Here is a 12,215-nt window from a genome sequence, read left to right as displayed (position 1 = left end):
TCGAGGCCAACCGGGTCTGGTCGGCAGCCCATTGATATATAACGCGTCTCGCGATGTTGATCAGAGATGAGAAACGGGGATCAGTCCTCTTGTGCCCCTGGGTCAGCGGCCACATCTGCAATACGGGCCAAGGTCTCCGCCTGTCCGAGGACAAGCATCATGTCGAAGACACTGGGGGTTGCCGTGCGCCCGGCCAGCGCCGCCCGGAGCGGTGCCGCCAACTTGCCCAAGCCCAGGCCCCGTGCCTCGGCCACATACCCCACCGCGCCCTCCAACGCGTCGCGCGACCACGTAGCAGTTTGCAGGTGCGGCGTCAATTCAAACAGTATACCACGGGATACCGGATCGAGCGCCTTCGCTGCCTTCGGCTCCGGCTCGATGGGGCGCACGGTCAAGGCGAAGTGGGCCCGGTCCAGGATCTGACCCAGGGTTTTGCTCGCTTCTTTGACAAATGGGATCGCCGGCAACAGCGCATCGCGATTGGGCGCGGCGCGACCGTCGCGGGCCGCGAAGTCGCAGGCGGCCTCCAAGATCGCGGCATCCTCCATCTGGGTCAGATGCTGACCCGAGATGTTCTCCAGTTTCTTGAGGTCCAACCGCGCCGGGGCCTTACCGATTCCCTCCAGATCGAACCACTCCAGGGCTTGGGCATCGGTGAAGAACTCGTCATCCCCATGGCTCCAACCCAGACGCGCCAGGTAGTTGCGCATTGCCTCTGCGGGAAAGCCCATGGCGGCGTATTCCTCGACCCCCGTCGCGCCGTGACGCTTGGACAACTTCTTGCCGTCTGCGCCGTGGATCAGGGGAATATGCGCCCACACGGGCTGCGGCCATCCCATCGCGTCGAAGATCTGCGCCTGACGTGCGGCGTTGTTCAGGTGGTCGTCGCCACGAATAACGTGGGTGATCCCCATGTCGTGGTCGTCCACAACCACGGCCAACATATAGGTCGGCGTCCCGTCGGAGCGCAGAAGGACCATATCGTCCAACTGCTCGTTCTGGAACGTCACCTTTCCTTGCACCGCATCGTCGATCACGGTTTCGCCGTCCCGTGGCGCTTTCAGGCGCACCACAAACGGCGCGTCCGGATGCTGATCGGCGGGCGTGTCGCGCCACGGGGAATGATAGAGCGTTGACCGACCCTCGGCCCGCGCGGCCTCTCGAAAGGCTGCGACTTCCTCTTGGGTCGCGAAACACTTGTATGCCGTGCCAGCGGCCAACATCTGCGCGGCCACATCAGCGTGGCGTGGGACGTTATTGAACTGGCTGACGGCGTCACCGTCCCAATCCAGGCCCAGCCAGCGCAGGCCCCCGTAAATCGCCTCCGTCGCCTCAGGGGTGGAGCGGGCGCGATCCGTATCTTCGACCCGCAACAGGAACCGCCCGCCCTGCGCCCGAGCAAACAACCAATTGAACAACGCGGTGCGCGCGGTGCCGATGTGCATAGTGCCCGTGGGCGATGGGGCGATGCGGGTGACGACGGGGGCAGACATGGAACACTCCGGGGTTTGCTGGTGTCTGCCCCGCCAAGGTTAACGTTTTGTAAACCTTGGCGGGGCAGAATTTGCTCGGGTTCTATGGGCCGACACGGGTGAGGACAAGGATGCGCCAGGCCGATGCCATCCCCCTGGCGCAGCGTCTGGGCGATACCATCGCCATGGCGTGCCAAGTTCTACGCGGTCGGCGACTGCCGTGGCTTGCTGGGGCCTTTGGCGGTGGCGTCGGTTTGTATTTCGCCCTCCCCGCCGAACCGCTTCCGACCCAAGTGCTGGGGTGCTTGGCCTTGGCCTTTCTGTTGGCGGGCGCAGCCTGGATCTGGCGCGGCGGGGCAGGGCTCCTCCCGCTGGTAGCCCTATGTGTTGTGCTTGGGTTGCTCAGCGGCGTCCTTCGCACCGCAGTTGTTGCGGGGCCCGTTCTACCGTTTCGTTACTACGGCGCGGTCGAAGGACGGGTCGTCATCGTGGACCGCTCCGCGTCCGAGCGTATGCGTGTAACGCTGGATCAGGTGCGCCTCGACGGCGTCCCGCCCGATCAGACACCCCGCCGCATCAGGGTCTCCTTCCCGCCGGACACGCCCAAACCCGCCCCCGGCACCTGGGCTATGACCACCGCTCACCTCTCGGCCCCCAATGGTCCGACGGAGCCTGGGGGTTTCGACTTTCAACGCCATGCCTGGTTTCTCAAACTTGGCGCCATCGGCTATACGCGCGTCGCGCTCCTTGAAACCGCACCGCCAGAAAACGGGGCGCGTTTGGCCATATCACGGCTGCGGGCGAGCCTATCCGAGGGACTGCGCGCCCGTCTTCCGGGGGCGCGGGGCGAAGTGGCGGCCGCGATCACAACGGGCGATCGATCCGGCCTGCCGCCAGATGTCGTCGAAGCCTTGCGTGCGTCCAACCTGGCCCATCTCCTAGCGATTTCCGGGCTGCATATGGGCTTACTAGTGGGCTTTGTCTTCTGGGTCGCCCGAGGCGGCCTTGCGCTTTGGCCATCGGTGGCGTTGCGGTACCCGACGCGCGCTTGGGCGGCCGCCATCGCGTTCCCATTTGCCCTGTTCTATTTGTTCCTGTCTGGCGGATCCGTTGCCACACAACGGGCCTTCGTCATGGCGGCGGTCATGTTGGGAGCGATCCTGTTGGGGCGTCGAGCGCTCTCGCTCAGATCGGTGGCCTTGGCTGCCGTGATCATCCTGGCGTGGCGACCAGAGAGCCTCCCCGGACCCGGCTTCCAAATGTCCTTTGCCGCGACCACCGCCTTGGTGATTGCGTTCCGCGGCCTGATGACCCTGCGCCAACGCGACGGTTGGGAGGCTTGGTTCACGGGGTGGCGTGGCGCGCTGCTGTCCCTCTTCGTGTCATCTCTGGTCGCCGGGCTGGCCACGGCGCCGTTCGCCGCGCTGCACTTCAATCGCGTTGGGCAATTCGGGCTCATCGCTAACCTGCTTGCGGTCCCGATGATGGGAATGGTCGTCATGCCCTTGCTTTTGCTGGGCCTGATCCTTTGGCCTTTGGGGCTCGAGGCCGGCCTGCTCTGGGTCGCCGGCCAAGGGATCACGTGGATCATCTTTGTCGCGACATGGGTGGCGGATTTGCCTGGTGCGGTCTCCCATGTGCCCGCGCCGAGCCCGTTGGTTTTGCCGCTGCTTGGGGTGGGGATGACGATTGTGGCCTGTGCCGTGGGACGTGGGCGCTTTATCGGCATGGCCGTCTTGGGCCTCGCGGGTGGGCTTTGGTTGCAAAGCCCACGCCCGGATCTCTTGATTGCGTCCGACGGTCGGCTCGTCGGCGCGATGACACCTGATGGACGGCACCTGAGTCGCGAAAAAGGCGCGGGCTTTACGGCCGAGAATTGGTTGGAGAACGATGGCGACCCGGTAGCACAAGCCCAAGCGGCGGCCCGCGACGGCGGCCTTTCGGGGCTGCCGCAAATTCTTGCTTTGAGAGGCAAGACCGGGCTTCCGGAGGCCATGAGTAAATGCACGTCATCCATTTGGGTGGTAACACCGGTCGCGGTCCAGGACGTGCCGCGTGGATGTGTTCTCTTCGATGAGACGCGCTTGCGGACTACGGGGTCCGTTGCTGTCACTGTGGCCGATAATGAGCACGCGAAGCCGTATACCGTCGTCACCGCCAGCGATCTTCAAGGGCTTCGGCCATGGACGGTGGCGGGCCGGGATATGGGATATGGACCGGTCACTCTGCCCCTGAGCCGGTATATCGTCGGAGATTAGATGCGTTGATTACGGGTCATCTCAGTTCGCGGCATGGCCCTTAAAACTGAGTGGATTTCGAACGGGCGCGGTCTCTAGTCATCCCAAATGTGGTCTTAGCCTCTGATGGTCGCCTGCGCCGTTCGGCTCGTGCTTCCAGTTTCCATTTACACGTCGCCCGATAAAGGCCCGAACGATCCTGAGAACCAAGTGACTGGTAAGGACTTGGGTAGAAGACTTCGCCGGTAAGCACCGCGACGCGGACAAAAGCAACCGGTACGACGCCCAATACTGTTGGGAGGCCGCCGTTCCAGATGAGGCCGACGCCAACATGCCGTCAACGATTACTTGTTGGCCCACCAACTGAACCGACACGCTTCAGGAAAACCGAGACCCTTTCGCCCAACGAAAGGTCTAACTTCACGAAAAAGGGCCCGGGCGGGGCTGCTGACCGTACGTGCGCCCCGATCTCAATAGCTACGGATCAGGCCCATCAAGCGCCCTTGGATCCGCACGCGATCTTCGGGGAGCATCCGTGTCTCATAGGCTGGGTTGGCTGCCTCAAGGGCTATCATCCCCTTTGTCCTGCGATACCGCTTCAACGTCGCTTCTTGATCATCGACGAGCGCCACCACGATGTCCCCGTTGTCTGCGGTTCTCTGCTCCCGAATGACCACCACGTCGCCGTCGTTAATGCCAGCATCAATCATCGAGTCGCCTTTCACTTCCAAGGCGTAATGGGCGCCGTCCGAGGACACCATTTGGCCAGGAACAGCCACGTGATGAGAGACGGAGCTGATGGCCTCAATCGGCACACCCGCCGCGATCCGCCCCATCACAGGAACCTCGCGCGCATCAATCGTGACCGGCAATGCAGTGCTCGGCGTGCCGTCCGGTCGATCTCCGTCGATCACGCGCGGCGCAAAGCCCTGCGCTGGCGCCATATCGTCGGGCAAGCGAACAATCTCAATGGCGCGTGCACGATGGGCTAACCTGCGAATAAAACCGCGCTCTTCCAAGGCCGTAATCAATCGGTGGATCCCGGATTTTGATCGCAGATCAAGGGCGTCCTTCATTTCATCGAAGGAAGGCGGAACACCGTCGCGTTGCACCCGCTTGTGGATGAAGTCCAGCAGGTCTTTTTGCTTGCGTGTCAGCATCTTCGCTCCCCAATCTCCCGACCGATGTTCATCTTTGTTCTAAGAACGTTCCGGGTTTGTGTCAACGCGCCCCGCACAATGACACTGGTTTGCGGCACCTATGGTTTACAGATGGTTAACGGGTGAGCGGCATCACGGAGACCTCTTGGTCCAACACACAAGCTCCGTCGCTCGGGGGTCGGATCACCAGCGCGTCACTTTGCGTCAGAACAGAGAGCAGACTGCTATCCTGCCGCTCCGCCACCTCAACGCGATCATCGCCGATCAGCATCGCACGCATGTAGTGTTGGCGAGGACCGTTGGGAGGCAAAGGCGCCACCAATCGCCGGGTTTCCAGCGGTATATCGCTGCACTGCCCCAGCATTTTACGCACCATAGGCAAGATAAAGATCGTCGTGCAAACCATTGCAGAAACGGGATTTCCCGGAAGCCCGACGACAGCTGTATTGCCTAGTTTCCCAGCCATGAGCGGCTTGCCCGGACGCATGGCGACCTTGTGAAAGGCCATGTCCATGCCCGCTTGGGTCAAAGCGGGTGCGACGAGATCGTGATCCCCGACGGAGGCGCCACCAATCGTGATAAGAAGGTCGGCGTCGCCGATGAGGCCCAGCGCCGCAGATAGGCTTTCTGCCGTGTCCTGGGCTATTGGCAGCAAGCGTACGTCAGCGCCTGCAAGCTCCAATTCGGCGGCAATCCCATATCCGTTGGACGCTCGGATCTGGCCAGGTGCGAGCGGCTCACCTGGCGGGCGCAGTTCGTCCCCCGTCATCAGTATGGCCACGCGCGGTTTGCGCCGGACAGCAACTTGCCCGTGCCCCATCGCAGCAATCAAAGCAATGTCGCGGGGCCCCAGCGGGTCGTTGGACACGTGGCGGTCGCCCATCGCCATATCGCCCGCTGCGGGTCGGATATGCAGGCCATCCCCGAGTTCTGGCCGGATCACTAGTCCATCGCGCTGACGAACGACATCTTCCTGAATAATGATGCGTTGCCCGCCATTTGGCAGGGTGGCGCCTGTGAAGATACGAACGGCTTGATCACCCGAAATCGTCCCGGCGTAGGGATGACCGGCCGCCGACTCTCCGACCACGGTGAACCGATCACCGGGTGCCACATCGACCCGAGCCACAGCGTAGCCGTCCATGGCACTGGCCGAAAACGGCGGAATGGGATCCAGCGCTGTCACGGCGCCCATCAGCATCCGACCGACCGCTTGGCGCAGGGGAACCGTTTCTCCGTCCAACGGTTTCACCAAGGACAACAGAAGCGCCTGCGCCTCAGCCACGGAAATCATGGTGTGGAGACCTGCCAGTCGCCGGATTTGCCTCCGGTTTTACTCTCTAACCGGGCGGGTCCAATGACCATGTCTTTCTGGGCGGCCTTCAACATGTCGTAGACGGTCAAGCAGGCGACTGAGACGGCGGTCAACGCCTCCATCTCAACGCCTGTTTGCCCCGTGGTCCCCACGGTCGCAGAGATACGCACACCGGGCAGAGCGGGATCGGGCGTGATGTCGATGGCCACTTTGGTCAGCGGCAGCGGGTGACAGAGCGGGATAAGGTCCGACGTTCGCTTCGCCCCCATGATCCCGGCCAACCGGGCGACGCCCGAGACGTCCCCTTTCTTCGCGGTGCCCTCGGTGACCAAGGCCAGCGTCTCTGGAGCCATCGAGACGCTGCCACTGGCCACGGCAACCCGGTGCGTGCTGTCCTTGCCGGACACATCCACCATATGCGCCGCACCCTGGGCGTCGAAATGCGTCAGGCCGCTCATCGCTGGGGCACCAAGGGGTTGGCGAGCAATCGGCGGGTTGCTGTCGTAACATCCTCTTGCCGCATCAAGCTTTCGCCGATCAGGAAACACCGCGCGCCGTATTGCGCCATGTCGGCCAGATCCTCTGGCGTCGACAGGCCGCTTTCCGACACGAGCAATCGGTCCTCGGAAGCGCGGCGCGACAAGTCCTTAGTCACATTAAGGTCAGTCACGAAGGTGTTCAAATCACGGTTGTTTATCCCCAGAAGCGGGGATTTGAGCTGTTCCGCGCGCTCCAACTCTTCCCTGTTATGGATCTCGATCAGCGCATCCATACCCCATTCGGTTGCAGCCGCTTCCAGCTCCAGCGCTTGGGCGTCAGAGACGCTCGCCATAATGATCAGGATGCAATCGGCGCCCAGGCTGCGGCTCTCGGCGACTTGCCACGGATCATAGAGGAAGTCTTTGCGCAGGACCGGCAATGACACGGCATCGCGGGCGGCGACGAGGTAGTCATCGTCCCCCTGGAACGATGGTCCATCCGTCAGAACCGACAAACAGGTTGCGCCGCCCGCTTCGTAGGCTTGGGCCAGAACGGGCGGGTCGAAATCGGCGCGGATCAAACCCTTGGACGGACTAGCCTTTTTGATCTCAGCGATAAGTCCGTAACCACCAAAGGTAGCCGATTGAAGGGCTTGGGAAAAGTTGCGAACGGCGGGCGCGGATCGCGCGGCGGCGTCGATCGCCTCCTGAGAGCGGGCCTCTTTCCGCGCGGCGATTTCTTCCAGCTTATAAGCTTTGATCTTGTCGAGGATCGTTGGGGTGCTCATGTCGCCTCCGACGTCAGACGGGCCAGGGCCTCGACCTTGCCCAAGGCCGCGCCGCTGTCAATTGAGGTTGCCGCCATTTCAACGCCTTCCGGGAGTGTCTTCACAGCATCGGCAACCAAGAGCGCCGCCGCTGCATTCAAAAGGACCGCATCGCGATAGGCACCGCCTGCGCCATCCATCAGCGCGCCGAACGCTCTGCCGTTTTCTTCGGGCGCACCACCAAGGATCGCCTCAAAGGGATGGGTCGGCAGCCCGGCGTCGGACGGCGTGATCTCACCTTCGGTCACCTTACCGCCATCCAGCATGGCCAACGACGTGGGGCCGGCAATGGAGATTTCATCCGTGCCGTCATGTCCGTGCACCAGCCAGGCTTTGTCAGAGCCCAAGGCCAGTAACACCTCGGCCATGGGGCGGATCAGATCTTTCGAATAGGCGCCAGTAAGCTGTCGCGTCACACCGGCTGGATTCGTGAGCGGTCCAAGGATGTTGAACACCGTCCGCGTCCCCAGCTCCCCCCGCACCGGCATTACATGGCGCGTGGCGGGGTGGTGCATCGGCGCCATCATGAAGCAGATGCCCACATCGTGCAGAGCCCGTTGCGCAACGTCGGCGCCCACGTTCACCTCGATGCCCATCTGCGTCAAAACATCAGCCGCGCCGGATTTGGACGACAGGTTGCGGTTGCCGTGTTTGGCGACGGGGACGCCCGCACCTGCCACGACAAAGGCCGTGGCCGTGGAGATGTTCAACGTCCCTTTTCCGTCGCCGCCCGTGCCCACAATGTCCATGGCGCCAGCGGGGGCCTCGACCCGGTTACAACGGGCGCGCATGGCGGCGGCGGCGGCGGCGATCTCATCAATCGTCTCACCCCGCGTGCGCAGCGCCATGAGCAGACCCGCGATCTGAGCCGGGGTTGCATCCCCGTCGAAGAACGTCGCGAAGGCCTGTTCCGCCTCGGCGCGGGTCAGAGCACGGTCAGGCGCCGCGTTCAGGATCGGTTTCAGATCGGTCATGCGGCGACGGGCATCATATCGAGGAAGGTCTTCAGCATGGCGTGACCATGCTCCGACGCGATGCTTTCGGGATGGAACTGCACACCGTGGATAGGCAACGTCTTATGACGCAGCCCCATGATCGTCCCGTCTGACAGTTCGGCATTCACGTGCAATTCGTCTGGCAGAGTGTCCCGCTCAACGATCAGCGAATGGTAGCGCGTGGCGTCAAAGGCGCTTGGCAAACCGGCAAACACGCCGGTCCCGTCGTTTTCCATGCGGCCCAGCTTCCCATGAACGATCTCGGGCGCGCGGACCACCTTGCCGCCAAAAGCCTGACCAATGGACTGATGCCCAAGGCAAACACCCATGAGCGGCGTCTTCGTCTCGGCGCAGGCCTCGACCATCGCGAGGCAGATGCCCGCATCATCCGGCGTACAGGGACCGGGGGACAGCAGCACGCCCGCTGGGTTCAATGCCATGGCGGCTTGGGTATCTAAATCGTCGTTTCGCACGACCCGAACATCCGCGCCCTGTTCGGCGACGTAATGCACAAGGTTCCAAGTGAAACTGTCGTAATTATCTATCAGCAGGAGCAAGCCGTTCCCTCCGTCGGGCGCCATCGGGGGTGCCAAGCCGGGCACGTCGGGGCTATACATGCCCAACGGCCGGGGGCAGGGTCAAGGCGAAGCGAAACGCTGCTGGGAAACAAAGCGCGGGAGAGGCGAACATGTGGCGAGGACTCTTGGTCGGAGCGGGAAGCGGCCTGGGCCTATCGGTCTTGTTGATCGCCGGTGTGCTTTTGCTCGCGCCCGCGCCGCAGGATCCAGGTGTCGTTGCGCAGCCCGGCGTGGCGCCGCAAGCACCCGTTGTTGACACGACCACGTCTGACGCGGTTCCCACCGTGCCAGCCCCCTTGCCGGAGCGCTCCGGCGCGACGCCACCTGCACGCGAAGTTGCGGCGGCCGACGGTGTTGATCTGCCCGCCGCCAGCGAATTTAACCGCCCCCCGGTTGACCTCGATCCTGTCGTGCCGGGTGCAGACCCCGATTTGACCCGTGTGGCGGAGGGTGGGTCGGCGCCGTTGGGGCAGGGTGCCCTAGCGCCTGCTCCGTCGCCAGATACAACGACGGCTGCCCAGCCCCAGGCCAGCTTTTCCATCGCCACCGTGACAGCACCCTCTGTTGGGGAACAACCCGTGGTCCCCGCAGAAGTTATCGAAGGAGCGCCGCAAACCTTCCGCGAAGCGCCCGTGACGGAGGACGAAGTGTTGGCTGCAGACGTCGCAGGGCAGGCTGCACCGGAGCCAGCGGCGCCCACTGATGGTCCAGCGAATGAAACGCTGGCAATCGCACCAGTGACGCCGCCGCCGGATCGGGCGGAGGTCGTGTCCGCCGATTCCGCCGATTTGGTGGATGCGGAAGACCGTGCGGGGCCCAACGCGACCTCAGCGGTGGCTGCCACTGCGCCAGAGGTGGTGGCGGAAGCTCAGATCACGCCCCGCCTGATCGTTCTCGACAGTGAGCGCGAGGCGGCGGCGGAAGCAGCATCTGCCGAGGCGCAGCCCCGTGGACCCGCGCTCGTGGTGAATGGGGAACCGTTTGAAAACCCCGAGGGGAAGCCGCTCTTCTCTATCGTGCTGATTGACGATCCCGACACAGGGGTGAGCCGCGAGAACCTGTTGGGGTTCTCCTTTCCGGTGGCATTCGCCGTTGATCCAACCGCCCCCGATGCGGCGGAGGCCGTCGCAACCTACCGCACCGCGGGTCATGAGGTCTTGCTGATGGCCGACGCTCTGACGCTTGGCGGAACGGCGCAGACAGCAGAAGTATCCCTGGCCGGTGCGCTCGCCGCGATGCCCGAAGGCGTCGCGATCCTGGATCGGAGCAGAGGGGGGCTTGCGGCCAACCGATCTGCGCTGAACGCCCTCCTGCCACCCATGGCTGAGGCTGGCCTCGGGCTGGTAACATATGGTGGGGGTCTGAATGCTGGGGTGGCGACCGCCCGCCGGGGCGGTGTTCCAGCCCAAAGCATCTATCGGGTTCTGGATGACGATAATCAGCGGGCCACCGTCATTACGCGCCTTCTGGATCGTGCCACGTTTGCCGCCGCCCAGGATGGAAGCGCCATCGTCATTGGCAGGACTGCGCCAGATACAGTAACTGCCCTGTTTTCTTGGGCCCTAGGAAGCCGGTCGCAGACCGTGGCTGTCGCGCCGATCAGCCATACCCTGCAGCTTCCCTGAGTTTGGCGCCGCTTTAGGTCGCTGCATCAGGTAGGTCGATGCGCGCAACCTGCTCGGAGATCGGCTCGACTGACAACGGATGGGTTTCCTCGGCATGGTCTTTCGGGTCGCCGATGGGTTGCCAAGATCTGTTCTTATAGATCTCCAGGGCCTTGAAGTGAGCTTTGTACCCCATCTTCGGTGACCCAGGCACCCAATATCCCAGATACACGTAGGGGAGCTCCGCCTCTCGCGAAATGTCGATATGGTCGAGAATGATATGGGTGCCCAGACTATCCTGCGGAACGTCTGGATCGTAAAAGGAATAGACCATCGACAGGCCATCATCGAGGACATCGGTCAGGCAGACGGCGCGCAATTTGGACTCGCCTCCGGTCGCGACAGGCCGATCGTCCCAGTACTCGATGACACGCGTGCGGATCGGTGTTTCCTCGATCATCGCGGCAAACTCGAAGATATCCATATCCGCCATGCCGCCATCGGCGTGCCGCGCCTCCAGATAATGGCGGAAGAGCGCGTATTGGGCCTCGGTCGCCCAGGGGGATGTGATTTCACGCCTCAGATGGGCGTTGCGCTTCAGGACTTTCCGTTGCGACCTGTTACACGCGAAATCCGCAATCCGGATCCGGGCCGACAGACAAGCGGTACAATCCGCGCAGCTTGGTCGATAAAGAACGTTCTGGGACCTACGAAACCCTTGCTTCGACAGTTTGTCGTTCAAATCGGACGCACCGGACCCCTGCAACGCCGTAAACAGTTTCCGTTCCCGGCGCCCGTCAAGATAGGGGCAGGCTTGCGGCGCGGTTACGTAGAACTGCGGCGTCAGCGGAAGGCTGTGGCGCATGGAAAGCTCAATCCTCGGTGATTAACGGGAGCCTAACCACGACCGGGATCACGTCAACGGAAAAGGTCGTGCCCGGCGCGGCGCCGCCTGCGTTTTTGGCTCAGAATCAAGTAATCCGGGCCAATGGCCCGGACTGTCGCGCCCGAGGGGCGCATTTGACGCAGGGATGGCGCGTCAGGATGGACGATTGATAGCCCCCGTCCCCAGCAGCAAATCCGTAAGGCTCTGCCGACGGTCCGTGATCAACATGGACGCAATCGAAGCTAAGGCGGGCAGCAAGAAGGCCATCGATGCGTAGTAGCCCAGCACATGGAAGGTGGCCGTCATGCCATCAAAACGGTCGCCCCGAATGTCCCGCAGTTCAATCCCCATAAGGCGCATGCCCCAGGTCGCGCTTCGATTGCTTAATGTCGCAGTGCGATAGAGAAAGCCGGTCAGAACGAATGTGATGGGCCACAGGAACCACCCAATCGACAAGGTCAAAAGGCCGACCAAGAACGTAAAGCCGGTGATAAGCGCGACATCGATTGCCCAAGCGACGGCGCGTTTGGTGAGGACACCGCCGTAGAATTCCGGCTGATACTCTGGATCGGGAAGGCCTGATATCGGTGCGGTTGGGGTCATGTCCATCTCTGTGGGTCGAGTGTGTGTCTGGGGACTGGCCCCCCGTGGGGGACCAGGTC

The 12,215-nt window shown here is 62.8% G+C and carries 11 protein-coding genes; 2 read left to right on the top strand and 9 right to left on the bottom strand.

Annotation, left to right across the window (positions count from 1 at the left end):
- Positions 1-80: 80 nt before the first annotated feature.
- Positions 81-1,493 (bottom strand): glutamate--tRNA ligase, encoded by a 1,413-nt coding sequence (gene gltX, locus K5R33_RS13030; protein ID WP_220749470.1) that lies wholly within the window; start codon positions 1,491-1,493, stop codon positions 81-83.
- Between the two features lie 110 nt (positions 1,494-1,603).
- Between gltX and K5R33_RS13025 the strand changes: the two genes are divergently transcribed.
- Positions 1,604-3,730, top strand: coding sequence for a ComEC/Rec2 family competence protein (locus tag K5R33_RS13025; RefSeq protein WP_220749469.1), 2,127 nt, complete (start codon positions 1,604-1,606; stop codon positions 3,728-3,730).
- 449 nt (positions 3,731-4,179) lie between these two features.
- On the opposite strand, the gene lexA is transcribed toward K5R33_RS13025, so the two are convergent.
- The 6 genes from lexA to K5R33_RS12995 all read right to left on the bottom strand — a co-directional run bounded on the left by lexA (position 4,180) and on the right by K5R33_RS12995 (position 9,042).
- A complete protein-coding gene (gene lexA / locus K5R33_RS13020) occupies positions 4,180-4,869 on the bottom strand; it encodes a transcriptional repressor LexA (RefSeq protein ID WP_220749468.1) in 690 nt (229 codons plus the stop codon).
- Positions 4,870-4,984: 115 nt separating this feature from the next.
- The gene (locus K5R33_RS13015) at positions 4,985-6,163 is read right to left on the bottom strand and encodes a molybdopterin molybdotransferase MoeA (RefSeq protein WP_220749467.1); all 1,179 of its coding nucleotides are present in this window, start codon (positions 6,161-6,163) and stop codon (positions 4,985-4,987) included.
- Positions 6,160-6,642, bottom strand: a complete 483-nt coding sequence (gene moaC / locus K5R33_RS13010; RefSeq protein ID WP_220749466.1) for a cyclic pyranopterin monophosphate synthase MoaC — start codon at positions 6,640-6,642, stop codon at positions 6,160-6,162. The genes K5R33_RS13015 and moaC overlap by 4 nt, the downstream gene beginning before the upstream one ends.
- Positions 6,639-7,451 (bottom strand): indole-3-glycerol phosphate synthase TrpC, encoded by an 813-nt coding sequence (gene trpC / locus K5R33_RS13005; RefSeq protein WP_220749465.1) that lies wholly within the window; start codon positions 7,449-7,451, stop codon positions 6,639-6,641. Before trpC ends, moaC begins: the two co-directional genes overlap by 4 nt.
- Positions 7,448-8,464 carry an anthranilate phosphoribosyltransferase gene (trpD, locus tag K5R33_RS13000; RefSeq protein ID WP_220749464.1) on the bottom strand — a complete coding sequence of 339 codons (1,017 nt, stop codon included), beginning with the start codon at positions 8,462-8,464 and terminating at the stop codon, positions 7,448-7,450. Before trpD ends, trpC begins: the two co-directional genes overlap by 4 nt.
- Positions 8,461-9,042, bottom strand: coding sequence for an anthranilate synthase component II (locus K5R33_RS12995; RefSeq protein WP_220749463.1), 582 nt, complete (start codon positions 9,040-9,042; stop codon positions 8,461-8,463). Before K5R33_RS12995 ends, trpD begins: the two co-directional genes overlap by 4 nt.
- A gap of 131 nt (positions 9,043-9,173) precedes the next feature.
- Here K5R33_RS12995 and K5R33_RS12990 point away from each other — a divergent pair, with 131 nt between their 5' ends.
- Complete coding sequence (locus K5R33_RS12990) at positions 9,174-10,688, top strand: polysaccharide deacteylase family 2 protein (RefSeq protein WP_220749462.1); 1,515 nt, start codon at positions 9,174-9,176, stop codon at positions 10,686-10,688.
- 13 nt (positions 10,689-10,701) lie between these two features.
- On the opposite strand, the gene K5R33_RS12985 is transcribed toward K5R33_RS12990, so the two are convergent.
- Together K5R33_RS12985 and K5R33_RS12980 are read right to left on the bottom strand one after the other, a co-directional pair.
- A complete protein-coding gene (locus K5R33_RS12985) occupies positions 10,702-11,532 on the bottom strand; it encodes an arginyltransferase (protein ID WP_220749461.1) in 831 nt (276 codons plus the stop codon).
- 174 nt (positions 11,533-11,706) lie between these two features.
- A complete protein-coding gene (locus K5R33_RS12980; RefSeq protein WP_220749460.1) occupies positions 11,707-12,156 on the bottom strand; it encodes an RDD family protein in 450 nt (149 codons plus the stop codon).
- Positions 12,157-12,215: the final 59 nt, after the last annotated feature.

This window comes from Jannaschia pagri, from assembly GCF_019655435.1.
GTDB classification, from domain to species: Bacteria; Pseudomonadota; Alphaproteobacteria; order Rhodobacterales; family Rhodobacteraceae; genus Jannaschia; species Jannaschia pagri.
The sequence above is the reverse complement of the archived record's forward strand: the minus strand, read 5'-3'. Positions and strand labels throughout refer to the sequence as shown.